The following is a 22,303-nucleotide window of genomic DNA, read 5'->3' as shown; positions in this document are numbered from 1 at the left end:
TTTCAGACATACCCGCTTGAGAGAGAAGGCCAGGTCACGGCTACCTCCGGTAACGAGGAGGGCACTCCTCCGAGTGGTCACGGGCATGCGAACGCATCGCTACACTTCCGCCACATGGTGAAGAGGGTGACCGAAAAGCGTCGGCGAAGAAAACAAACCGGTCAGATATTCGTCAATGCCTCCGGTGGCCGGAGACAGCTCCTGGCGCTCGCGGCGCTGGCTGTCGGCTGTGCCTGCCTCGGTTATCTGCTGCTGCTCGTGGCCGCCCTGTCCGGAGTGGTGTGGCAGGGCGGCCAGGAGCCGCCGAAGACCGCCGAGCGGTCCACCAGCGGCAGCGCCCCGACCGGACGGCCCTGGCCCAGCTCATACACCTACGGCACCGCGGTGACCGCTCCCCATGCCGCCGACTCGCCGTCCGGGGGCGGCCCCTGGTGAGCCGGCACGCACACCGCCCCGAGCCGCGCGGCCACTGGCTGCTGCTGATCGTCGTCGTCTCCGCGGTCGCCGCCGCGCTGGTCTTCGATGGCTGGACCACCCACGAGGTCGCCTCCCAGCCCACGCGCAGTCCCTGTACGAGCCCGATCCCGAAGGCCGCCGACACCGGGAAACCGGTGGTGCGCATCTCCGGCGGCAGGGTGCAGACGTCCGGGATGCCGGCCCGCACCGTCGCCCTCACCTTCGACGGGGGACCCGACCCCGTATGGACCCCACGCCTGCTGGACCTGCTGCGCGCGCACCACGCGCACGCCACGTTCTTCCTCTCCGGCGCCCAGGTGGTCCGCCACCCCGAGCTGGTGCGACAGATCCGCGACGCGGGCCATGAGATCGGCTCGCTCACCTACACCGGCTCCGACCTGGGCGCGGCGTCCGCCGTACGCACCCGGCTGGAGCTGTCCCTGACCCAGACGGCGCTGGCGGGCAGCGCGGGGACCACCACCAAACTGCTGCGGCTGCCGCTCACCACCCAGGCCGACACGATGTGCGGCGGCGAGTGGACGGCCGCCCGGCGCGCCGCCGAGCAGGGGTATCTGCTGGTCGCGGCCGACCGGCCGGACCGGAAGCCGGAGCGGGGCGTCGTCCAGCAGTACAGCCAGACGGACAGCGCCTACAGCGAGATCAAGAAGCTCTTCCGGAACCCGAAGATCGAGAAGTACACGACGGTGTCCGAGGGGCTCGGCCAGGCCCCCGTCAACACCCCCGCCTCCACCGTCGGCGAGTTGCAGGGCAAGGCGCTGCTCCAGGTCCAGTCCATAGGGCACGGCTTCGTCCAGGCCATGACCTGGGTGCTCGGCATCGCGGGCACCCTGGCCCTGCTGCGGCTGGTGCTGATCGTCTTCTTCGCGCGGGCCCATGTCCGGCGCCTGCACCGCTTCCGGCCCGGTTCGCCCTGGTTGCGCGAGGTCAACGAGCCGGTGACGGTGCTCGTCCCCGCCTACAACGAGGAGGCGGGCATCGAGACCACCGTGCGGTCACTGCTCGCCTCCACCCACCGATGGCTTCAGATCATCGTGATCGACGACGGCTCGACCGACCAGACCGCGGACCTCGCCACCTGGATCGACGATCCTCGGGTCTCGGTGATCCGGCAGCCCAACGCGGGCAAGGCGGCCGCCCTCAACACCGGCCTGGTCCACGCGCAGTACGACATCGTGGTGATGGTCGACGCCGACACCGTCTTCGAACCGGAGGCCATCCACCAGCTCATCCAGCCGCTCGCCCACCCGGCCATCGGTGCGGTGAGCGGCAACACCAAGGTGGGCAACCGCCGTCGGATGCTGGGCAGGTGGCAGCATCTGGAGTACGTCTTCGGCTTCAACCTCGACCGCCGGATGTACGAGGTGCTGGAGTGCATGCCGACCGTGCCCGGCGCGATCGGCGCCTTCCGGCGGGACGCGCTGATGGGCGTCGGCGGGGTCAGCGAGGACACCCTCGCCGAGGACACCGACCTCACGATGGCGCTGTGGCGGGCCGGTTGGCGGGTGGTGTACGAGGAGTCCGCGATCGCCTGGACCGAGGTGCCCACCTCGCTGCGCCAGCTGTGGCGGCAGCGGTACCGCTGGTGCTACGGCACGCTCCAGGCCATGTGGAAGCACCGCCGCGCCCTCCGTGAGGTCGGCCCGGCCGGACGCTTCGCCCGCCGGGCGCTGCCCTACCTTTTCCTCTTCCAGGTGGTGCTGCCGCTGCTCGCCCCCGTCGTGGACGTCTTCGCCCTGTACGGCGTGGCGTTCGCCGATCCCGTGGAGTCGATCGGGGTGTGGCTCGTCTTCCTCGTGGTGCAGCTGTTCGGCGCCGCATACGCGTTGCGGCTGGACAACGAACGGCTGCGGGCGCTGTGGGCGATGCCCTTCCAGCTCGTCATCTACCGGCAGTTGATGTACCTCGTGATCATCCAGTCCGTGGTCAGCGCCCTGTTCGGCACGAGGCTGCGCTGGCACCGCATGCAGCGATCCGGCTCCGCCGGAGAGCAGCGGATCGTCGAACCGGCCGGGCGCCAGAGTCTGTCCAAGTGAGCGGGGGTTGGAGAAGCATGTCGAACCCATGGCCAAGTGAGGACTCGTGGCCGGGTAATGGCTCGTGGCCGGGCGAGAGCCGGTGGCCGGGCGAGAACGCATGGCCGGGCGGCGACCCGCAGCCGTTGGGGCAGGGTCACGAGCCTTTGACACCGCGCCACGAGCCGTTGACACCGCGCCATGAGCCGCTGACACCGCGCCACCGGATACCGCCGGACCCGTACCGGCCGCGTGACGAGGACGACGGCGCCGACGAGCCCGCCTCCGGCCGCCGGTGGCCCCGGCGGTTGCGGCGCACGGTGGTCGTCGTGCTCGCGGTGGTCGTGGTCGGAGCCGCCTCCACGTACGGCTGGGCCTGGTCCCAGCTGAACAACGACGTCGACCTGGCCAAGGTCGAGCACCGCCCCGCGCCGGGCAAGGGCACCAACTACCTCATCGTGGGCTCCGACAGCCGGGACGGCCTCTCCCAGGACGACAAGAAGAACCTCCACACCGGCTCCGCCGAGGGCCGCCGCACCGACTCGATGATGGTGCTGCACACCGGCGCCCACGGCGCCACGATGGTGAGCCTGCCGCGCGACTCCTGGGTGACCCTCCCGCCGTTCACCTACCCCATGACCGGCAAGCGCCCCGGACCGTCGAAGAACAAGCTCAACGCGGCGTTCTCGCTGGGCGGTCCCGAGCTGCTGGTGCGGACGATCGAGTACAACACCGGGCTGCGGATCGACCACTACGCGGAGATCGGCTTCGCGGGCTTCGTGAACGTCGTCAACTCCGTGGGCGGGGTCCGGATGTGCCTCGAGAGGCCCGTCAAGGACAAGAAGTCCGGCGCCGACCTGAGGGCAGGGTGCCAGACGCTGGACGGTCGCCAGGCCCTGGCCTTCGTCCGCCAGCGCCACCAGGAGGCCAACGGTGACCTCGGGCGCAGCCAGAACCAGCAGAAGTTCCTCGCGGCGCTGGCGAAGCGGGCCGCGCAGCCGGACCAGGTCTTCGTCCCGTGGAAGTCCCTGCCGACAGTCGGCGCGGGCCTGGACACGCTCATCGTGGACAAGGGGTCCGATCTACGGACGCTGATGTCGTTGTTCCAGGCGATGAAGCGTGTCGCGGGCGGCAGCGGCAACCGGCTGAGCGTTCCTGTGGCGCGTCGTGGGGTCGCGACGTCCAAGGGCGACGCGCTGACGTGGGACGAGGGGCGGGCGAAGCGGCTCTTTGAGCGGTTGCGGGACGATCGGCCGGTGGGTCATTCCCCTACCCGCCCCTCCCCGTAACTGGGGCTCCGCCCCAGACCCCGGCCCGGGGCTCCGCCCCAGACCCCGTGGGGCTCCGCCCCAGACCCCGTGGGGCTCCGCCCCAGACCCCGTGGGGCTCCGCCCCAGACCCCGTGGGGCTCCGCCCCAGACCCCGGGCCGGGGTTCCGCCTCAGGTCCCGGACCGGGGCTCCGCCCCAGACCCCGGGCCAGGGTTCCGCCTCAGGTCCCGGACCGGGGCTCCGCCCCAGACCTCGGACCGGGGTTCCGCTCCAGACCCCGGGCTGGGCTGGGGCCCGCCCAGGCCCCAGATCGGGGCTCCGCCTCGGGCACCGGGTTGGGGCTCGGCTCAGGCCCCGGGCTGGGCCCGCCTCAGATCCGGGGCCGGGGTTCCGCCTCAGGTCCCGGACCGGGGTTCCGCCTCAGGGCCCGGGGTCTGGGGCGGAGCCCCAGTTTCGGGAAGGGGCGGGGAGGGGATCAGCCCGCCGCAGGCGGCAAGGCGCGCCGAGCCCTTAGTTGTTGCTGGCGTACGTGAGGAACGCGGTCCAGGCGGTGGGGGTCACGGTGAGGTGCGGGCCGTTGGGGTTCTTGGAGTCGCGGATGTGGATGGTGGAGGGGGTTGGGGCGACCTCGACGCATTGCGGACCTTCGTTGCTGCTGTAGCTGCTCTTGGTCCAGGCGACCTCTATGCAGTCGTTGCTGTTGCTGGCGCTGTAGCTGCTCTTGATCCACTCATTGGGCTTGAGGGTCACGTCTCTCCCCGCAGTTTCTCGATGAAGGCCAGAGACTCACGCGGCGTGAGGGCCTGCGCTCGGATGATCCCATAACGCAGCTCAAGGATCTGGACCTCTTTGGGGTTGGAGATCACGCGGCTGGTGAGTGGCGCCTCCGAGTAGCCCACGGTCGTACCGTCCTTGAGCTTCAGCAGGCCCGACTCACCACCCATTCCCGCATGGTCCTCGCGGTTCGTCGGCATCACTTGGATTTCGACGTGTCGCAACTGGCCTAGTTCCAATAGGTGTTCGAGCTGGTGGCGCAGGACCATTTTGCCCCCGAGCGGGCGGCGCAGCGTCACCTCTTCCTGGACGAATGTCAGCGTAGTCGCCGGGCGCCGCCCGAAGATCTCCTGTCGGGCGATTCGTGCCGCCACGTGTTGCTCGACCTCGTCCTCGGAGTACGAGGGCCGTCGCATGTCGTACAAGGCACGGGCGTACTCGGGCGTCTGCAACAACCCATGCAAGTTGTGGTTGCCGTATCCGCCCAACTCGACGGCCTCGTCCTCCAACTTGGCCAGATCCCGAACCTTCTTCGGGTAACGAGCCTCCGCGACATCCTTCTTCATCGCGGCGATCTTGCCGCCCGCCTCCAGCACCCGATCCGCGTTGTCCAGGAACTCCGGGCTGGGGATGCGTCGCGCCCGTTCGACGGCCGAAACTTGCTCCTCGCCGTAACCGATCGCCGCCCCCAACTCCGCCTGCTTCAGCCCGGCCGCTTCCCGCCACAGCTTGATCTGACGGCCGACCGTCCTCAGGACCGCGCCGCTTTCCTCATCCTCCATACGGGTCCACCTCCCACCCGACACCGTCGGACAGGTCCGGACGATGGCCGGACAGTCACTGCACGTATCGGCGCCGCTACTTTTCAGCCTATTGGCGCGCGGCCACGCTGAGTGACGTGAAGCAACAAATCACTCGAACCGACACTTCCGTTTCGCACTACACGGTCCTGCTCTCGGCCACCCGCAAGGGCGCCCGCCTGGCACGACTCCTCGGGACGGAGCGCATTCGCTCATGGGGGCTGCCGCATGAGACGCCGGCGCTGATCATCGCCGAGCTGGCCGCGAACGCCGCGCTGCACGGTCGCGTACCGGGGCGGAACTTCCGGCTGACACTCACCGTCACCGGTCCCACGCTCCGTATCGAGGTGCGGGACGCCCGCGTCGAACGTATGCCGACCGTGCGCCCGGCCCCCGAGCCCGACGCGCCGCGCGAGTGCGGACACGGGCTGTTGCTGGTCGAGGAGTTGGCGGATCGCTGGGGCGTCGTACCCGAGCTGATCGGCAAGACGGTGTGGGCCGAGATCGGGACCTGAGTCGTCCCGCCTGTCATAGGTGGGTGTTTGACTCCCCGGATGGATCCTGAGGCTACGTTTTCCGCCCTGCACGGCTTCTGCGCCGAGCGACTCGGCGCCCCCTTGGCCGCGCGCCTCGTACGTCTCGCCCGGCCCGGTTTCGAGCTCACCGAAGCCGGGCCGGGCGAGGCGGCCGGGCACAGTCGATTCGGCGGCCGGGCGATGCTGGAACCGGGCACGCCGTGGCCCGACTGTGAGGGCGTACCGCTGAGCCTGCTCGCCGTCCTCGACACCGACGCCCTGGCGCCCTGGCTCGGTGGTCTGCTCCCCGCCGGGACGGGCCTGCTGAACTTCTTCGCGCTCGACTCCGAATCGGAGCGGTGCGATCCCGCCGCCCCTGAACTGTCGCTCAAGTTCGACCTCACCGACCCGCGCCTGGGGGCGGTCGTCCCGGCCCGTTCCGCCCACGCCATGGAGACGGACGCACCAGCCCGGTCGAGCGTCTTCGAGCCGGTCGCGTGGAAGGCGTCACCCGGGTTCGCCTTCCCCGACACCTGGGACCCGGCCTGGGACACGGTCGACTTGGGATCTGTGGTCGACGACATGCCCGTTTACGAGATCACCGATCTGCTCCCCGACTGGTCGGAGCAGCCGTACGCACTCCACGCCGAGGACATGGCCTTCGGCTGGCCGGTGTTCCCCACGGGATCCTCGCCGACGCTGCCGGACGACGAAGAGTCGAGCCGTTACCAGCACTTGCTCCAGTTGTCCGGGCAGGACGAGTGGTGGATCGGCGGCGACGGCGGCTGGATGCACTGGTCGATCCCCGCCGACGCACTGCGTGGTGGCGACTTCAGCCGGGCGATCCCGGCACCGGACATCTGGTGATGTCCTGGCCCACGAGGATGCCTCTGACAGGTTGACCGGGCCGCGGGGTTCACCAAGGGACGGTCTGGCCGAAGCGGTCCAGATACGCCAGGCCGGGCGTGCCCAGTCGGGAGAGCAGGACATCCACCAGCAAGGGGACGGTCTCCTCGATGGTGAACGGCGCGTCCGGACCACCCAGGGCGGTGCGTATCCAGCCCGGCGCCATGAGCACGAAGGCGCGCTGCGTCTCACCTTGCCGGGCCGCGAAGCTCCGCAGGAACATGTTCAGGGCTGCTTTGCTCCCTCGGTAGACCTCGCGGCCTCCGGTCGTGTTGTTCGTGATGCTGCCCTGCCCGGAGGACATCGCCCCGATGAGTCCCGCCGGGGACACCAGGTCTTCGAGGGCCTCGATGACGCGCATGGGGCTGAGCGCGTTGGTGACCATCACGTCGATGAAGTCGGCTGTCGCGACCGCGCCGACGGGCGTCTGCTCATTGTTGGTGGTGCCCGCGTTGACGAAGAGCATGTCGAGTCGACGGTGCGCCAGGCGTTCGTGCAGCGGGGGCAGCTGGCCGGGGTCGTTGATGTCGAGATGTTCGATGGTCATCCGCCCGTCGGCGTGGTCCGCGAGATCGTGCAGCGGCGTTCGGGCAGTGGTGTCGCGAACGGTGCCGACGACGTTCCAGCCCCTGTCGAGGAACTCCGCCGCCATCGCGTGGCCGAGGCCGCGCGAGGCCCCGACGATGAGGGCCGTCGAGGGGTGTTGTTCGGTGCCAGTCGATGACATCCAGCGTCAACTCCGTTCTTCGAGCGTTGTACTCCGTCAAGTGTTTCGCCCGCACCGCATCGCGGGCGAGCCACGAGCGCTCGTTTGTACGATTGCTGATATGGCAAGGGCGCTCATGACGGAATCCGCTTCGGTAGAGCCTGATGATGTACGAATCATTCGGGCGCTACAGATCGCTCCGCGGGCTTCGTTCGCCGCGATCGCGTCCGCCCTCGGCCTGACCGAGGGCGCCGTCAACCGTCGGTATCGCCGCCTGCGCGCCGACGGCGTCATCCGCGTGGCCGGTGTGGTCAACCCGGGCGCCCTGGGACAGAGCAGATGGCTGGTGAGACTGCGCTGCCGCCCTGGCAGTGTCGCGGCGATCGCCGACGCGCTCGCCAAGCGTGATGACGTCAACTGGGTGGCCCTGAGTGCGGCGGGCTGTGAGATCACCTGCGCGACGCAATCCCGGACGCCGGAACAGCGCGAGGACCTCCTGGGGCAGCGGCTTCCCCGCACCGCGGCGGTGATCGACATCAACGCCTTCGCCATGCTCCGCCAATTCCTCGGAGGCCGCGGCCACTACTGGTCCGCCCTGGAGGGCACACTGTCCCCGGAGGAGGAAGCGGCGTTGGGGAGTGGCGGGCCTCCCTTCACCGAGTGTCCGGTTGTCACTCGCGAGCCCCTGCGCCTCACCCCCGAGGACGAGAAGATGCTCGATGCGCTCGCCGCGGATGGCCGCGCCAGTCTCGTCGATCTCGCCACGGCCGCCGACCTCACTCCGGGGCGCGTCTCGCGACGCCTTGCTGTTCTGCTCCAGCACCGCGTCGTCCACATCGACGTCGAGATCGCGGCAGCGGCCTTGGGCTATCACGCTCGCGCGAACCTCTGGCTTCGCGTGCACCCGTCAGCGGTGAAGGGCGCGGGACGCACACTCGCGCAGGAACCCGAGGTCGCCTTCGTCGCAGCCATCTCCGGGCCCTGGAACATTCACGCCGTCGCACACTGCCGGGACCTCGACGAACTGTTCGAGTTCACTTCGGATCGCATTGGGTCCCTGACCGGACTTCAGGGCATGGAGGTCTCACCCGTGCTGAGGCACGTCAAGCAGGCCGGCACTCGGCTCTCCGACGATGGCCTCCTCAAGCCATGAGAGCTCGCGGCTCCCCGCTGGGATCGGAACCCCCCTCGGGCGGACTCAGGGCGCGGGCGGCCAGTTGCGCAGCGCCACCTCGGCCACCTGCTGGAGCTCCTCCTGTGTGGCACCGCTGGCCGCTTGGACGGCGATGCCGTTCGCCACGGTCATGAGGTAGCGGGCGAGCACTCCGGGGTCGGTGTCCGGTGGCAGATCGCCCTCGTCGACGGCCCGCCGGAACCGGTCGCGGAGGCGGGCCGTGCCCTCGTTGCGCCAGTCGATGAGGGCGTCGCGGGCGCTGCGTCCGGGGTCGCCGGCGGCGAGGGAGCCCTGGACGCCGAGGCAGCCGGCGGGACAGTCGGGGCGGGTGTTGGCCCGTACGGAGCCGTGGAGGAACGCGGTGGCCACCTCCCGGGCGGTCGTCTCCCGCATGGCCCGGTCCGCGTAGGCGGCGGGGCCCTCGGTGTAGCGCTCCAGGGCCTTGCGGAACAGCTCCTCCTTGTTGCCGAAGGCCGCGTACATGCTGGTGCGGGTGATGCCCATGGCGCGGGTCAGGTCGGTGAGGCTGGCGCCTTCGTAGCCCTGCTCCCAGAAGACCCGCATGGCGCGCTCGAGGGCCTCATCGGCGTCGAATCCCCTCGGTCGGCCGATCGGTGCCTGCTGCCGCGTCGTCATGCCGTCGAGCATACCTCCTCGGTACCGATCGGTTCAGAAGTGCGCTACGCTCGCTTTTGGTACCGATCGGTACCGAACTTTGAGGAGGTCATTGTCATGGGACAGCTTGAGGGCAAGACCGCCGTCATCACCGGCGGCGGCACCGGGATCGGCCTGGCCACCGCCGTACGGCTGGCGGCCGAGGGCGCGCACGTGTTCATCACCGGACGACGCAAGGCCGAGCTGGACGCGGCCGTCGAGGCCATCGGCCCGGCGGGGGCCACCGCGGTGGCGGGTGACGTCACCGACCCGGCCGACCTGGACCGGCTCTACGACGCGGTCCGCGCCCGGGGCCGGGGTCTGGACGTGGTCTTCGCGAACGCGGCGACGGCCGCCTTCGCGACGCTGGAGGAGGTCACCGAGGAGCACCTCGACCGGACCTTCGCCGTCAATGTGCACGGCACGGTGTTCACCGTGCAGAAGGCGCTGCCGCTGCTCAACGACGGCGCCTCGGTGATCCTGAACGCCTCCACCGCCGCCGACAACGGCACGGAGGCGTTCGGCGCGTACGCGGCGTCCAAGGCCGCGATCCGGTCCTTCGCGCGGACCTGGGCCAACGAGCTCAAAGGCCGTGGCATCCGGGTCAACGCGGTCTCGCCGGGCCCGGTCGAGACTCCGGCCATCACGGCCCTCGCCGGCGAGGACAAGGCGGCCGACTTCAAGGCACACCTCGCCACGACCACCGCGATCGGCCGGATGGGGCGCCCGGAGGAGGTCGCCGGGCTGGTGGCGTTCCTCGCCTCCGAGCAGAGCAGCTTCGTCCTCGGCGCCAACTTCTACGTCGACGGGGGTGAGAACCAGATCTGACCCGGGCGCGCACCGGCCGCCACCGGCGGCGCGGACCTCGCCGTCCCGCCGTCCCGCCGCCCTGCCGTCCTTACGGCGCCAGGATGTCCAGCTCTCGCAGCGCGCCCACGGTGATCTCCCGCGTGTGGCGCTCCGCCGCCTCCGCGTCGCCCGCGCGGACCGCCTCGGCCACGCGGACGTGGAGGGTGACCGCCTCCGGGTCGGGGTCGCTGAACATGACGCGGTGCTGGGTGCGGCCGGTGAGGACCTCCGCGACGACGTCGCCGAGGCGGGCGAACATCTCATTGCCCGAGGCGCGCAGGATCACGCGGTGGAAGGCCACGTCGTGGACCAGATAGGCGGGGAGCTGCTGGCCGCGCGACGTGGCCACCATGTTGAGCGCGTGCTCGGTGAGTTCGGCGCACTGCTCGGGCGTGGCGTGCTCGGCGGCCAGCCCGGCGGCGGCGGGCTCGATGGCCGAGCGCAGGGCGGTGAGGGAGCGGAGCTGGCGGGGGCGGTCGGGGCCGGCCAGGCGCCAGCGGATGACCTGGGGGTCGAAGACGTCCCACTCCTCGGTGGGGCGCACGGTCACCCCGACCCGGCGGCGGGACTCCACCAGGTGCATGGACTCCAGGACCCGCACCGCCTCCCGGACGACCGTGCGGGAGACGTCGTAGCGCCGCTCCAGTTCATCCGTGCGTAGCACCGTGCCGGGCGGGTAGTCGCCCGCCGTGATCGCGGGGCCGAGAGATTCCAGGACGCGGTCGTGCAGCCCCCGGCCCCTGGGCCTCTGACCACGGCCCTCGGGCCCCTGTTCGTCCATGCGCTCAGCCTACGCGGCCACCCATCCATCAAATAAGTATGACTTTTAAGTCACGGACTCTTGAATACGTCGTATCTGTGGGGTTGAGTGTCCGGCGGCGCCGAGGTCGAGGAAGACAGCGAGGTTTCACACAATGCACGCCCCCCAGGTTGTCGTGGTCATGGGAGTGTCCGGTACGGGCAAGACCACGGTCGGCCCCCTGCTGGCGGAGGAGCTCGGCGTCCCGTACGCCGAGGCCGACGACTTCCACCCGCCGGCCAACATCGCCAAGATGTCGGCCGGGACCCCGCTGGACGACGACGACCGACGCCCCTGGCTGGACGCCATCGGTGCCTGGGCCCACTCCCACGCCGAGGGCGGGGGAGTGGTGAGCTGCTCCGCGCTCAAGCGGATGTACCGCGACCGGCTGCGGTCCGCCGCCCCCGGCATCGTCTTCCTCCATCTGACCGGCGACCGCGAGCTGATCGCCGAGCGGATGAAGGAGCGCAAGGGCCACTTCTTCTCCGGGGACCTGCTCGACTCGCAGCTCGCCACGCTCGAACCGCTCCAGCCGGACGAGTACGGCGTCGCCGTGGACGTCTCCCCCGAACCCGATGCCATCACCGAGCGGGCCGCCGCCGAACTGCGGCGGCTCCAACATCAGTAACGCACGTGAGGAAACCCGCCGTGACCAGACTCAGCGCCGAGATGCTGGCAGCGGACACCGTCGACCCGATCACGTCGGCCGGTCACGCACAGCTCGGCATAGCCGTCCTCGTCGGCATAGCCGTTCTCGTCCTGCTCATCACCCAGACCAAGCTGCACGCGTTTCTGTCGCTGACGATCGGCTCACTGGCGCTCGGCGCCGTCGCGGGAGCCCCGCTCGACAAGGTCATCACCAGCTTCTCGGCCGGTCTCGGATCGACCGTCGCGGGCGTCGGCGTGCTGATCGCCCTCGGCGCGATCCTCGGCAAGCTGCTCGCCGACTCCGGCGGCGCGGACCAGATCGTCGACACGATCCTCGCCAGGGCCAGCAACCGGACGATGCCCTGGGCCATGGTGCTGATCGCGGGGATCATCGGGCTGCCGCTCTTCTTCGAGGTCGGCATGGTGCTGATGATCCCGGTGGTGCTGCTGGTCGCCAAGCGCGGCAACTTCTCCCTGATGCGGATCGGCATCCCGGCGCTCGCGGGCCTCTCCGTGATGCACGGCCTGGTGCCGCCGCACCCCGGCCCGCTCGCCGCGATCGACGCGGTCCACGCCGACCTGGGGATCACCCTGGCGCTCGGCGTCCTCATCGCCATCCCCACCGCGATCATCGCGGGCCCGGTCTTCTCGCGCGTCGCCGCCCGCTGGGTCGACGTCACCCCGCCGGACCGGCTGATGCCCACGCGTCCTTCGGAGGAGCTGGAGCGGCGTCCCGGGTTCGGGGTCACCGTGTTCACCGTGCTGCTGCCGGTCGTGCTGATGCTGATCAAGGCACTGGTCGACATCGTGGTGGACGACCCGGAGAACGGCGTCCAGCGCGTCGCCGACGTCATCGGCAACCCCCTGATCGCGCTGCTGGCGGCCGTGCTCGTGGGCATGTTCACGCTGGGCCGCCCCGCGGGCTTCACCCGGGACCGGCTCTCCTCCACCGTCGAGCACTCGCTCGCCCCGATCGCGGGCATGCTGCTGATCGTCGCCGCGGGCGGCGGCTTCAAGCAGACGCTGATCGACATCGGCGTCGGCAAGATGATCATGGACATCTCGGAGGACTGGAGCGTCTCGGCGCTGCTTCTCGCCTGGCTGATCGCGGTCGCCATCCGGCTGGCCACGGGCTCGGCGACGGTGGCCACGATCTCGGCCGCCGGGCTGATGACCCCGCTCGCCGCCGATATGTCCAGCACGCATGTGGCGCTGCTGGTGCTGTCCATCGGCGCCGGGTCGCTCTTCTTCAGCCATGTCAACGACGCGGGATTCTGGCTGGTCAAGGAGTACTTCGGGATGAGCGTCGGGCAGACGGTGCGGACCTGGTCGGTGATGGAGACGATCATCTCCGTCGTCGGGCTCGTCTTCGTCCTGCTGCTGTCACTGGTGATCTAGCGCTGAGCAGAGGCGTCTGAGCTGAGGCAACTGAGCAGAGGTAACTGAGCTGAGGTAGGGGTACGTACGCCATGACGACACATCCGCTCTTCGACATCGCGGGCCGCACCGCGCTGGTCACCGGCTCCAGCCGGGGCATCGGCCACGCCTTCGCGCGGGGTCTGGTGGAGGCCGGCTGCACGGTGGTGCTCAACGGGCGCGATCCGCGGGCCCTGGAGAAGGCCGCCGCCGAACTCGGCGGCATCGGCGGCGCCGACGGCGTTGGTGCGGGGGGCGCGGAGGTGCACACCGCCGCGTTCGACGTCACCGACGGCCCGGCCGTCGCCGCCGGTATCGCCGATGTCGAGGAGCGGGTGGGCCCGCTCGACATCCTGGTCAACAACGCCGGGATGCAGAACCGGGCGCCGCTGCTGGAGTTCACCGACGACGCCTGGCGGCAGATCCTGGACACCAACCTCACCAGCGCCTTCCTGGTGGGCCGCGAGGCCGCCCGACGGATGACCGCCCGCGGCCACGGCAAGATCGTCAACATCTGCTCCCTCCAGAGCGAGGTCGTCCGCCCCGGCATCGCGCCCTACGCGGCGACCAAGGGCGCGCTGAAGATGCTCACCAAGGGCATGTGCGCGGACTGGGGCCGGCACGGAATCCAGGTCAACGGGCTCGGACCCGGCTACATCGAGACCGAGCTGACCCGGCCGCTGGTCGAGGACGAGGAGTTCAGCGCCTGGGTGCGCGGGCGGACCCCGGCCGGACGCTGGGGCCGCACCGAGGACCTGATCGGGGCGCTGCTGTATCTCGCGTCCCCGGCGGCGGACTTCGTGAGCGGACAGGTGCTGTACGTAGACGGCGGCATGACGAGCGTGTTGTGAACGCCGGGACACCAGGTGAGCTTGAGGAGGCTGGGCGAATGGTGCTGGGCTGTGTGATCCACGGGCAGGGCGATCTGCGGGTCGAGGAACTCCCGGAGCCGGAACCGGCGCCCGGGCAGGCGCTCGTGGCGATCCGCTACGGCGGGATCTGCGGATCGGATCTCCACTACCACCGGCACGGTGGGGTGGGCGACTTCCGGCTCCAGGAGCCGATGGTGCTGGGGCACGAGGTCGTGGGCACGGTGGTGGCGTACGGCGAGGGCGCGACCGGGCCCGCGGTCGGCACCCCGGTCGCGGTGCATCCGGCCACGCCGTGCGAGGTGTGCCCCGAGTGCGCCGACGGCCGCGCCAACGTCTGCCGCGACACCCGCTACCTGGGCAGCGCCGCGCGCTTCCCCCACGTCCAGGGCGGCTTCGCCTCCCGTATCACCGTCCCGGCGGCCCAGTTGCGCGCCCTGCCCGACGGACTGGACCCGCGCCGGGCGGCGCTCGCCGAACCGCTGTCCGTCGCGCTGCACGCGGTGCGGCGGGCGGGCGTGGTGAAGGGCCGTCATGTGTTGGTCACCGGCGCCGGTCCGATTGGCTGCCTGACCATCGCGGCGGCCCGCGCGGCGGGCGCGGCGACCATCACAGCGACCGATCTGCTGCCCCGTGCCCTGGAGTTCGCGGCGGCGGCCGGAGCGACCGCGTGCGTACGGGCCGACGACCCGGACGACCCCAACTGGCCCTCGGCCGAGGTCGACGTCGCCATCGAGGCGTCGGGCGTGGCCGCCGGACTCGACACGTGCCTGAGGAGGGTGCGGCGCGGCGGGGTGGTGGTGCAACTGGGCATGCTGCCCCCGGGGCAGAGCCCGTTTGCCGGGAACGTACTGGTTGCCCGGGAGATCGAGCTGCGGGGCGCCTTGCGTTTCCACGCCGAGTTCGACGACGCGCTGCGGCTGCTGGCGGCTGAGCCGTCGTTCGACGCGCTGATCAGCGGGGTGCGGCCGGTGGGGGAGGCGGTGGAGGCGTTTGCCTTGGCGGCGGATCGTGGGCGGTCGTGCAAGGTGCTGTTGGACTTCGCGTAGCCGTCCGGACCGCACCGCCTGCGGCGGGCTGTCCCCTCCCCGCCCCTTCCCGTAACCAAGGGCTCCGCCCCTGGACCCCGGGGAGGGGCGAGGTGCTGGCTGTTGTGCGGTTGGCTCGCCAGCTGGGGTTCGGGGTAGCCCTCCAGTTCCGCTCTGCCTCTGGACCCGGGGAGGGTTGAGGTGCTGGCTGTTGTGCGGTTGGCTCGCCAGCTGGGGTTCGGGGTAGCCCCCCAGTTCCGCTCTGCCTCTGGACCCGGGGGGAAGAGACGAGCAGACCGTCGCTGCGGTCAGCTCACCGGCCCGGGCGACGCCCGCGCTACCCGCGACGCGGCCGGGGTCTGGGGCGGAGCCCCAGTTGAGGGAAGGGGCGGGGAGGGGACAGCCCGCCGCAGGCGTCACGATCGCCCAGCCGGGGCCGACCCTGGGCTCGCTCAGTGCGTGAGTAGGGGGCGTACCCGGGCGCCGGCCGCCGCCCAGCAGACGTAGCCGTCCGGGCGGATGAGGAAGAGGGCCGGGGCCGGGCCGTAGGCGGTGGTGAGGTGACCGTTCGGGTCCAGGAGGTCGGGGGACGGGCCGCCTGCCCGGATGGTACGGACGCATCCCGCCGTCCCCAGCGTCGGGGCCAGGCCCCCGAAGTCGGCGTCCGGCTCGGGCGGTGCCGCGTCGCCGAGGATCAGCAGGGTGAAGTGCGGGCCGCGCAGGACGTCGAAGAGCCGGACGGGCGTTCCGTCGGGCAGAGCGCACGGTGCGTCCGGTGCACGGTCACCGGCTCCGACTGGGCCCGGGTGGTGCCGGTCATCCCGGTCGTTCCGCTCGTCCCCGTCGTTCCGGTCAGCCTCGTCGTGCCGCTCGGCCCCGTCGTTTCGCTCGTCCACCGCCAGTGGGCCCTCCCGGTAGGACAGGCCCAGCTGGTGGACCTCGCTCGTGCGGCGCCGCCCCTCCGCGTCGCCCGCGCGGTGGGCGCGGTGGAGGCGGGTGCTGATGCCGAGGACGCCCGCCGCGATCGGCAGGCGTTCGGCCTCATAGCTGTCCAGCAGGGCCGGGTCCGCGCGGTGCCGCAGTACCTGGCCGAGCTTCCAACCCAGGTTGTACGCGTCCTGGACGCTGGTGTTGAGGCCCTGGCCGCCCGCCGGGGAGTGGATGTGGGCGGCGTCGCCGATCAGGAAGATCCGGTCCGCGCGGAAGCGGTCGGCCATCGCCGCGCGCGGGGTGAACGTCGAGGCCCACCGCACCTCGCGTACGTCGGACGCGGCCAGATGCGTGCGGTCGGCGATCAGTTGGCGGACCGCCTCGGCGGAGGTGTCGGGGACCGCGTCCGGGTCGTCGTACTGCGCGGCGACCTGGAACTGGTCGGTCCCGGGGAGCGGGCACAGCGCGATGGCGCCGCCCTTCGCGTCCTGCCATACGTGCCAGTGGTCGCGGCCCAGGCCCCGCTCCGCGCCGTCGATGACCGCGTCGCCGTCGATGGCCGTGTCGCCATCGATCAACGCATCGCCGTCGATCACCGTGTCGCCGTCGGCGACCGCGTCGTCATCGATCAACGCATCGCCACCGATCACCACGTCCGCGATCAGCGCCGGCGCCGGGTCGACCGTCTCGCCCGTCATGCCGATGCCGAGCCGCTTCCGGACGGTGCTGCGGCCACCGTCCGCCGCCACCAGGTACGCGGCGCGCGCGGTTCCGGCCGAGCCGTCGGCGTAGGCGAGACGCACGGTGACGCCGTCCGCGTCCTGCTCCAGGCCGGTGAGCTCGGTGCCGAACTCGACGCCGCCGCCCAGCTCGCGGAGACGCGCGTAAAGGATCTCCACCGTCCGCCACTGCGGCAGCATCCAGATCTCGTGGTACGGCCGGTCCGGCGCCGGATCGGTCCGCTCGATCATCTGGAACGTCCCGAGCGGCTGCCCGTCCCGCCAGCCCAGCATCGGCGGGTACGGGCCGCCCGCCTCCCGTACGGCGTCGCTCACGCCGAGGTCGTCGAAGACCTCCTGGGTGCGGGGCTGGAGCCCCTTGCCGCGCGAGCCCGGGAACAGCGCCTCTCCGCGTTCGACGACCCGGGCCCGCACCCCGCGCCGGGCCAGGTCGATGGCGAGAGTGAGGCCGGACGGACCGGCCCCGACGATCAGTACGTCGTTCAGCACGCCGCCCTTAACGTTGTTAAGTTCCATGTTCGAGAGCGTGCCCTTAACGGTGTTAAATTGTCAAGGGATCCCTCATGGGCAGGGAGAATGACCGGATGGCGACGACGCGACTCGACCAGACCCTCGTGGTGGACACCGCCCTGCGGCTGCTGAACGACGTGGGTCTCGAAGGGCTGACCCTGCGCCGCATCGCCAAGGAGCTGAACGTCCAGGCCCCCGCCCTGTACTGGCACTTCAAGAACAAGCAGGCGCTGCTCGACGCGATGAGCACCGCCATGTACCGGCGCATGTTCGAGGCGTACGGCGACCTCGGCGACGGCACCTGGCAGGAGCGGCTCGTCCACGTCCACCGCGCCCTGCGCGGGGCGCTGCTCGGCTACCGCGACGGCGCGAAGGTCTTCAGCGGCAGCCGGTTCACCGGCACCGACCACGCCGGGCCGCAGGAGGACCACCTGCGCGCCTTCGTCACGGCCGGCTTCACCCCGAGCGCCGCCGCCCGCGCCTCGTTCATCGCGTACAGCTTCACGCTCGGCTTCGTGATCGAGGAGCAGTCGGTCGAGCCCCGGCCGGGGGAGCGGACCCCCGGCTACGACGTCGCCGAGCGCGAGGAGCGCATGGCCGCCGAGGGGTATCCGCTGGCCGCGGCGGTGAGTTCGGATCTGTTCCAGGACTACGAGGCGCGCTTCGAGGAGGGGCTGCGTGCCATCGTGGCGGGCATCGAGGCGACCCTGGCCCCGGCGGCCTCGCGCCAGTAGTCGGCATATCGGGGCGCGTCACAAGCGCGCTGGATCGGGGCGCGTCACAACCGCGCTCGCGTGTCACAAGTGCGCTAGGTGGATCCCTAATTGTGACGTCCGGACTCATGGCAGGTCTGGACCAGTCGTGGCACCCTACCGGCGACAAAGCGTCGGACAACGTTGTCCGACGCTCTCGGGCACCTCCAACGGACTTGGAGCCGACCGCATGAGACGTGTCGCCACCTTATTCAGCGCCCTCACCCTCGCCACGCTCAGCTGGACCGCCGGAACCACCGCCCACGCCGCCACCCACGCCGCCACCTCCGCCCTGTCCCACCCCGCTCCCTCCGCCCAGGGGACCTCCGTCGCCACCGAGGAGCAGCGCGCCGCCGTCCGCTTCTGGACGGCGGAACGGCTGCGCACCGCCAAGGACGTCACCACCCTGCCCGCCGCCCGCACCGCGAAGCTCGCGGACCCCGCGCCGGCCGCGGGGGAGCGGGTGGCCGTGCCCCCGCTCCCGGGCCCCACCGCCCCCGTCTCCGCGCACTCGCCGCGGGCCACGTCCCCCACCGCCTGGACCGGCGGCGGCCTGATCAGCACCACGGCGGGCAAGGTCTTCTTCCAGAACGCCTCGGGCGGCACCTTCGCCTGCTCCGCCACCGTCGCCAACAGCGACAACAAGTCCGTCGTGCTCACCGCAGGCCACTGCACCGTGGACGCCGCCACCGGCACCGGCTACCGCAACTGGGTCTTCATCCCGGGCTACAACAACGGCAACCGCCCCTACGGCACCTTCGCCGCCCGCCGCCTCTTCTGGGACGCCCAGTACGTCTCCACCCGGGGCAACGCCAACTGGGACTACGCCTTCGCCGTGATGAACACGCTGAACGGCCGCACCCTGGCCGACACCGTGGGCGCGCAGGGCATCGCCTTCAACTCGCAGACCGGCCGCCATGTCCACTCCTTCGGCTACGGAGGCTCCGCCGCCGAGGGCAACGGCGAGCGGCTGAACCACTGCGAGGGCAACGAGTTCGCCGACGCGGGCCGCCCCGGCTCCACGATGTGGGGCATCGACTGCGTCCAGACCGGAGGGTCGAGCGGCGGCGGCTTCCTCGCCGACTTCTCCGGCGGCGCGGGCTATCTGATCGGCAACATCAGCGTCAGCGCGGGGACGAACGAATACCACCCGACGCTGGGCAACGCGGCCCTCGGCCTCTACCAGCAGGCGGGCTCCGCATAGCCCGCCACCCACCTCGCACGGCCCGCCCTCTCCGTCCCCGACCAGGAGGAGGGGGCGGGGCTCCGCGTCCTGCGCCTCGGCGCACAATGTGCCCATGACGAGGAGCGATGTATCACCCCGGGATACGCGGGACGCGGCCACCGCCCACGCGTGGGCCGCCCTCGGCGGCGACCTCGCGCTGCTGGAGCGGGTGACGTACCGCGCGGTGAGCGGCGGACTGCCCGCCCGGCTGCCCGTGGCCGAGCTGGCCCGCGCCACCGTGGGCGTCTGCTCGCTGGCCGCCGCCGAACTGGGCGCGCGGCGCTCCGGCGGGGCGGTTCCGGCGGTACGGGTCGACGAGGGTGCCGTCGCCACCGCGTTCGTCAGCGAACGGCACCTGCGGATCGACGGCCGTAAGCCCACCAACTTCGCCCCGCTGTCCGGCTTCTGGCGCGCGGCCGACGGGTGGGTCCGTACGCACGCCAACTACCCGCACCACCGGGGTCGGCTGCTCGCCGCCCTGGGCCTGTCCGGCGACAGCGGGCCGGACGAGCTCGCGGCGGCGCTCGCGGCCCGTCCCGCCCGCGCGATCCAGGAGACCGTTTACGCGGCGGGCGGGTTGGCGGTGGCCGTGGCGGAGCCGGGTGAGAGCGAGATCCCGCTGGGTGCGCTGCCGTTGGTCGAGTCCCGGCGGGTCGGGGATGCGGTCCCGCGCCGCCTCGGGGAGGCGCCCCAGCTGGCGAACGGCGTGCCCGCTGGTGGGGCGCTGTCCGCGAGCGGTGTGCTGCCGGCGGGCGCCGTGCCACCCGCGAGCGGTGTGCTGCCCGCGGGCGGCGTGCGCGTGCTCGATCTGACCCGGGTCATCGCCGGACCGGTGGCCACCCGCACCCTGGCCCTGCTCGGCGCCGATGTGCTGCGTATCGACTCACCCCGGCTGCCTGAGGATCCGGATGCCCACGCCGACACCGGTTTCGGCAAGCGCTCGGCCGCGCTCGACCTCGCCGTGCCCGAGGACCGCCGGACCTTCGAGGCGCTGCTCGCCGACGCCGATGTGGTGGTCACCGGCTACCGCCCCGGTGCGCTCGATCGCTTCGGGCTCGCCCCGGACGCGCTGCTGGAGCGCCATCCTGGGCTGGTCGTGGCCCAGTTGTGCGCATGGGGCTGGTCCGGGCCGTGGGCTGGGCGGCGCGGCTTCGACAGCCTGGTCCAGGCGGCCACGGGTATCGCCGCGATCGAGGCGAAGGGGGATGGCGACGGGCGCCCGGGGGTGCTGCCTGCGCAGGCGCTCGATCACGGCACTGGGTATTTGCTGGCGGGGGCGGTGTTGCGGGGGCTGACCGAGCGCCAGGACACCGGCGGCGGACGCCATCTGCGGCTCTCCCTTGCGGGTACGGCGTCGTGGCTGATCCATGGCATCGCTCCCGCCGCCGAGGTGGACGGCCCGGCCCATGACTCGGCGCCCTGGCTGGCCGAGACCGCCTCCGACCTGGGTGCGCTGCGGTACGCCCGCGCGCCGATCGCCACCCCGGCCGGCCCCCTCGACTGGGCCCGCCCACCCGGCCGTCTGGGCGCCGACGCCCCGCGCTGGCTCTGAGCCGAGCCCGGGTGGGGCGTGCGGGGTGTCCGGCGGATCTTTCCCCAGCCCCGCCCCTTCCCGCAACTGGGGCTCCGCCCCGGGCCCCGCTCCTCAATCGCCGGAGGGGCTGGATTGGCTCCCTGCCCCTTCCCGCAACTGGGGCTCCGCCCTCGGGCCTGCTCCTCAATCGCCGGAGGGGCTGGATTGGCTCCCTGCCCCTTCCCGCAACTGGGGCTCCGCCCTCGGGCCTGCTCCTCAATCGCCGGAGGGGCTGGATTGGCTCCCCGCTCCTTCCCGCAACTGGGGCTCCGCCCTCGGGCCTGCTCCTCAATCGCCGGAGGGGCTGGATTGGCTCCCCGCCCCTCGGGCCCCGGTCCGGGGTCTGGGGCGGAGCCCCAGTTGTGGGAAGGGGCGGGGAGGGGAACAGCCCGCCGCAGGCGGCACGATCCGTCGGGCACCGGGCCCCCAACGCCCGCCCGCCAGCGCAAATTCGGTTGCCGCCAAGACCTCCCCTGACGCTCCCCTCGCCGTGGAACGGCGGGACAGCGGGGGGGAGCCCTGAAGCCCTGAGCGCGTATGCGGCCCCTACAGCCGAGCCGTGCTCAGCGAGCGCTTGATCATCGGGGTGAACCGTTGCTCGACAAACCGGTACAGCAACCACGCCAGGCCCAGCATCACCAGCACCGTCAGCGCGAACGTCCCGTAGGAAGGGATGCCCAGCTTCTGGTGGAGCACCCAGACGACCACCCAGCCCAGATGCTCATGGATCAGGTAGAACGGGTAGGTCAGGGCGCCCGCCACGGTCAGCCAGCGCCAGTTCGCCCAGTTCAGCTTGCCCAGCGCGATCAGCGTGACCGCCACATAGCCGAAGGCGACCACGGCGATGATGCCGGTGGCCGACCGGTAGGAGAAGGCGTCCATGTTGGCCGGGTGCCACAGCTCGCGGATCGCGTAGTGCTGGCCGATCAGGAAGCTGATCCCGATGATGCCCCAGGCCAGGGCGTCATGGCCGAAGCGGTGGAGCAGATAGATGCCCATGCCGCCGATGAAGTACGAGGAGTACTCCGGCATCAGGACCACGTCCAGCAGCGGCAGGTCCGACGCCTCGGCGAACGCCGAGCCCAGCGTCCAGACGGCGCAGAACAGCACCACGCGGTGCCGGGTCGCGCCCGGGAGCACCACGAACAGCGCGAAGAGGGCGTAGAAGCGCAGCTCCGCCCAGAGCGTCCAGCACACGCCCAGCACCCGGTCCACCCCGAGCGGCTGCTGGAGCATGGTGAGGTTGACCAGCGCGTCGCTGGGCGACACCGCCTTGTAGGCGACCCAGGGCAGTGCGAAGACGCCGGTCACCAGGATGATCGCGACCCAGTAGGCGGGGTAGAGGCGGGAGACGCGGGAGGCGAAGAACGAGCGCAGCGGCCGTCCCCATCCGCTCATGCAGATGACGAAGCCGCTGATGACGAAGAAGATCTGGACGCCCAGACAGCCGTAGGCGAAGTAGCTGGAGAGGGTGGGGAACTGGGCGCGGGGCGAGGAGCCCCACGCCTGGGTTATCTCACCGTCGCGCCCGCCGTAGTGGTACGCGGCCACCATCAGCGCGGCGAGCAGGCGCAGCCCGTCCAGCGCCCGCAGCCGCACCTGAGGACGGCCTCCGCCGCGCGCTGCCGCCTTGGCGGTGCGCTCGGCGGATCGCTCCAGGGCCATGTCGGGGGCGC

At 71.3% G+C, this 22,303-nt stretch carries 21 protein-coding genes; 14 read left to right on the top strand and 7 right to left on the bottom strand.

Annotation, left to right across the window (positions count from 1 at the left end; genetic code table 11):
- Positions 1-126: 126 nt before the first annotated feature.
- From ACT2CW_RS00305 to ACT2CW_RS00295, 3 genes are all read left to right on the top strand, one after another.
- Positions 127-435: a hypothetical protein gene (locus ACT2CW_RS00305; RefSeq protein WP_445515096.1), complete on the top strand. Its 309-nt coding sequence runs from the start codon at positions 127-129 to the stop codon at positions 433-435.
- On the top strand, positions 429-2,510 hold the full coding sequence (locus ACT2CW_RS00300; RefSeq protein WP_445515652.1) for a bifunctional polysaccharide deacetylase/glycosyltransferase family 2 protein: 2,082 nt from the start codon (positions 429-431) through the stop codon (positions 2,508-2,510). Before ACT2CW_RS00305 ends, ACT2CW_RS00300 begins: the two co-directional genes overlap by 7 nt.
- A gap of 146 nt (positions 2,511-2,656) precedes the next feature.
- Positions 2,657-3,778 carry an LCP family protein gene (locus tag ACT2CW_RS00295; protein WP_445515095.1) on the top strand — a complete coding sequence of 374 codons (1,122 nt, stop codon included), beginning with the start codon at positions 2,657-2,659 and terminating at the stop codon, positions 3,776-3,778.
- A 491-nt stretch (positions 3,779-4,269) separates the two neighbouring features.
- Here ACT2CW_RS00295 and ACT2CW_RS00290 read toward each other — a convergent pair whose 3' ends face one another.
- Both ACT2CW_RS00290 and ACT2CW_RS00285 read right to left on the bottom strand, forming a co-directional pair.
- A complete protein-coding gene (locus ACT2CW_RS00290; RefSeq protein WP_182472494.1) occupies positions 4,270-4,509 on the bottom strand; it encodes a DUF397 domain-containing protein in 240 nt (79 codons plus the stop codon).
- Positions 4,506-5,315, bottom strand: a complete 810-nt coding sequence (locus ACT2CW_RS00285) for a helix-turn-helix domain-containing protein (RefSeq protein WP_164431172.1) — start codon at positions 5,313-5,315, stop codon at positions 4,506-4,508. Before ACT2CW_RS00285 ends, ACT2CW_RS00290 begins: the two co-directional genes overlap by 4 nt.
- 116 nt (positions 5,316-5,431) lie before the next feature.
- On the opposite strand from ACT2CW_RS00285, the gene ACT2CW_RS00280 reads away from it, so the two are divergent.
- Both ACT2CW_RS00280 and ACT2CW_RS00275 read left to right on the top strand, forming a co-directional pair.
- Positions 5,432-5,848: an ATP-binding protein gene (locus tag ACT2CW_RS00280; RefSeq protein WP_445515094.1), complete on the top strand. Its 417-nt coding sequence runs from the start codon at positions 5,432-5,434 to the stop codon at positions 5,846-5,848.
- 39 nt (positions 5,849-5,887) lie between these two features.
- Positions 5,888-6,715, top strand: a complete 828-nt coding sequence (locus tag ACT2CW_RS00275) for a DUF1963 domain-containing protein (protein WP_445515093.1) — start codon at positions 5,888-5,890, stop codon at positions 6,713-6,715.
- Between the two features lie 49 nt (positions 6,716-6,764).
- Here the strand turns inward: ACT2CW_RS00275 and ACT2CW_RS00270 are convergent, their stop codons facing one another.
- Positions 6,765-7,481: an SDR family NAD(P)-dependent oxidoreductase gene (locus tag ACT2CW_RS00270; RefSeq protein WP_182472497.1), complete on the bottom strand. Its 717-nt coding sequence runs from the start codon at positions 7,479-7,481 to the stop codon at positions 6,765-6,767.
- Positions 7,482-7,581: 100 nt separating this feature from the next.
- Between ACT2CW_RS00270 and ACT2CW_RS00265 the strand changes: the two genes are divergently transcribed.
- Positions 7,582-8,613 carry an Lrp/AsnC family transcriptional regulator gene (locus ACT2CW_RS00265; protein ID WP_445515092.1) on the top strand — a complete coding sequence of 344 codons (1,032 nt, stop codon included), beginning with the start codon at positions 7,582-7,584 and terminating at the stop codon, positions 8,611-8,613.
- A gap of 45 nt (positions 8,614-8,658) precedes the next feature.
- Here the strand turns inward: ACT2CW_RS00265 and ACT2CW_RS00260 are convergent, their stop codons facing one another.
- Positions 8,659-9,270: a TetR/AcrR family transcriptional regulator gene (locus ACT2CW_RS00260; protein ID WP_445515091.1), complete on the bottom strand. Its 612-nt coding sequence runs from the start codon at positions 9,268-9,270 to the stop codon at positions 8,659-8,661.
- 96 nt (positions 9,271-9,366) lie between these two features.
- On the opposite strand from ACT2CW_RS00260, the gene ACT2CW_RS00255 reads away from it, so the two are divergent.
- Positions 9,367-10,116 (top strand): SDR family NAD(P)-dependent oxidoreductase, encoded by a 750-nt coding sequence (locus tag ACT2CW_RS00255; RefSeq protein ID WP_164431163.1) that lies wholly within the window; start codon positions 9,367-9,369, stop codon positions 10,114-10,116.
- A 70-nt stretch (positions 10,117-10,186) separates the two neighbouring features.
- On the opposite strand, the gene ACT2CW_RS00250 is transcribed toward ACT2CW_RS00255, so the two are convergent.
- Positions 10,187-10,918, bottom strand: a complete 732-nt coding sequence (locus tag ACT2CW_RS00250; protein WP_164431162.1) for a FadR/GntR family transcriptional regulator — start codon at positions 10,916-10,918, stop codon at positions 10,187-10,189.
- Between the two features lie 133 nt (positions 10,919-11,051).
- Between ACT2CW_RS00250 and ACT2CW_RS00245 the strand changes: the two genes are divergently transcribed.
- The 4 genes from ACT2CW_RS00245 (at position 11,052) to ACT2CW_RS00230 (ending at position 14,918) form a co-directional block, all read left to right on the top strand.
- Positions 11,052-11,564: a gluconokinase gene (locus ACT2CW_RS00245; RefSeq protein WP_445515090.1), complete on the top strand. Its 513-nt coding sequence runs from the start codon at positions 11,052-11,054 to the stop codon at positions 11,562-11,564.
- 20 nt (positions 11,565-11,584) lie between these two features.
- Positions 11,585-12,982 (top strand): GntT/GntP/DsdX family permease, encoded by a 1,398-nt coding sequence (locus ACT2CW_RS00240; protein ID WP_037953472.1) that lies wholly within the window; start codon positions 11,585-11,587, stop codon positions 12,980-12,982.
- 71 nt (positions 12,983-13,053) lie between these two features.
- Positions 13,054-13,851 carry an SDR family oxidoreductase gene (locus ACT2CW_RS00235; RefSeq protein ID WP_445515089.1) on the top strand — a complete coding sequence of 266 codons (798 nt, stop codon included), beginning with the start codon at positions 13,054-13,056 and terminating at the stop codon, positions 13,849-13,851.
- A 38-nt stretch (positions 13,852-13,889) separates the two neighbouring features.
- Positions 13,890-14,918, top strand: coding sequence for an L-idonate 5-dehydrogenase (locus tag ACT2CW_RS00230; protein ID WP_445515088.1), 1,029 nt, complete (start codon positions 13,890-13,892; stop codon positions 14,916-14,918).
- A gap of 431 nt (positions 14,919-15,349) precedes the next feature.
- On the opposite strand, the gene ACT2CW_RS00225 is transcribed toward ACT2CW_RS00230, so the two are convergent.
- Positions 15,350-17,083: an FAD-dependent monooxygenase gene (locus ACT2CW_RS00225; RefSeq protein WP_445515087.1), complete on the bottom strand. Its 1,734-nt coding sequence runs from the start codon at positions 17,081-17,083 to the stop codon at positions 15,350-15,352.
- A gap of 68 nt (positions 17,084-17,151) precedes the next feature.
- On the opposite strand from ACT2CW_RS00225, the gene ACT2CW_RS00220 reads away from it, so the two are divergent.
- The 3 genes from ACT2CW_RS00220 (at position 17,152) to ACT2CW_RS00210 (ending at position 20,606) form a co-directional block, all read left to right on the top strand.
- A complete protein-coding gene (locus tag ACT2CW_RS00220) occupies positions 17,152-17,811 on the top strand; it encodes a TetR/AcrR family transcriptional regulator C-terminal domain-containing protein (protein ID WP_164431224.1) in 660 nt (219 codons plus the stop codon).
- Between the two features lie 208 nt (positions 17,812-18,019).
- Positions 18,020-19,033, top strand: a complete 1,014-nt coding sequence (locus ACT2CW_RS00215; protein WP_445515086.1) for a trypsin-like serine peptidase — start codon at positions 18,020-18,022, stop codon at positions 19,031-19,033.
- Between the two features lie 94 nt (positions 19,034-19,127).
- Entirely contained in the window at positions 19,128-20,606 is a 1,479-nt protein-coding gene (locus ACT2CW_RS00210; RefSeq protein WP_445515085.1) for a CoA transferase, read from the top strand.
- 567 nt (positions 20,607-21,173) lie between these two features.
- Here ACT2CW_RS00210 and ACT2CW_RS00205 read toward each other — a convergent pair.
- Positions 21,174-22,292: an acyltransferase family protein gene (locus ACT2CW_RS00205; RefSeq protein WP_445515651.1), complete on the bottom strand. Its 1,119-nt coding sequence runs from the start codon at positions 22,290-22,292 to the stop codon at positions 21,174-21,176.
- Between the last annotated feature and the right edge of the window lie 11 nt (positions 22,293-22,303).

Source organism: Streptomyces sp. NEAU-174, assembly GCF_052665095.1.
Note: the sequence above shows the minus strand (reverse complement) of the source record. Positions and strands in the feature narration are given on the sequence as shown.

Excerpts from the sequence above, each read along its gene's own strand:
- ACT2CW_RS00285 (WP_164431172.1), bottom strand. The coding sequence starts at position 5,315 with ATGGAGGATGAGGAAAGCGGCGCGGTCCTGAGGACGGTCGGCCGTCAG.
- ACT2CW_RS00275 (WP_445515093.1), top strand. The coding sequence starts at position 5,888 with ATGGATCCTGAGGCTACGTTTTCCGCCCTGCACGGCTTCTGCGCCGAG.
- ACT2CW_RS00270 (WP_182472497.1), bottom strand. The coding sequence starts at position 7,481 with ATGTCATCGACTGGCACCGAACAACACCCCTCGACGGCCCTCATCGTC.
- ACT2CW_RS00265 (WP_445515092.1), top strand. The coding sequence starts at position 7,582 with ATGGCAAGGGCGCTCATGACGGAATCCGCTTCGGTAGAGCCTGATGAT.
- ACT2CW_RS00260 (WP_445515091.1), bottom strand. The coding sequence starts at position 9,270 with ATGACGACGCGGCAGCAGGCACCGATCGGCCGACCGAGGGGATTCGAC.
- ACT2CW_RS00255 (WP_164431163.1), top strand. The coding sequence starts at position 9,367 with ATGGGACAGCTTGAGGGCAAGACCGCCGTCATCACCGGCGGCGGCACC.
- ACT2CW_RS00250 (WP_164431162.1), bottom strand. The coding sequence starts at position 10,918 with ATGGACGAACAGGGGCCCGAGGGCCGTGGTCAGAGGCCCAGGGGCCGG.
- ACT2CW_RS00245 (WP_445515090.1), top strand. The coding sequence starts at position 11,052 with ATGCACGCCCCCCAGGTTGTCGTGGTCATGGGAGTGTCCGGTACGGGC.
- ACT2CW_RS00235 (WP_445515089.1), top strand. The coding sequence starts at position 13,054 with ATGACGACACATCCGCTCTTCGACATCGCGGGCCGCACCGCGCTGGTC.
- ACT2CW_RS00230 (WP_445515088.1), top strand. The coding sequence starts at position 13,890 with ATGGTGCTGGGCTGTGTGATCCACGGGCAGGGCGATCTGCGGGTCGAG.
- ACT2CW_RS00225 (WP_445515087.1), bottom strand. The coding sequence starts at position 17,083 with ATGGAACTTAACAACGTTAAGGGCGGCGTGCTGAACGACGTACTGATC.
- ACT2CW_RS00220 (WP_164431224.1), top strand. The coding sequence starts at position 17,152 with ATGGCGACGACGCGACTCGACCAGACCCTCGTGGTGGACACCGCCCTG.
- ACT2CW_RS00215 (WP_445515086.1), top strand. The coding sequence starts at position 18,020 with ATGAGACGTGTCGCCACCTTATTCAGCGCCCTCACCCTCGCCACGCTC.
- ACT2CW_RS00210 (WP_445515085.1), top strand. The coding sequence starts at position 19,128 with ATGACGAGGAGCGATGTATCACCCCGGGATACGCGGGACGCGGCCACC.
- ACT2CW_RS00205 (WP_445515651.1), bottom strand. The coding sequence starts at position 22,292 with ATGGCCCTGGAGCGATCCGCCGAGCGCACCGCCAAGGCGGCAGCGCGC.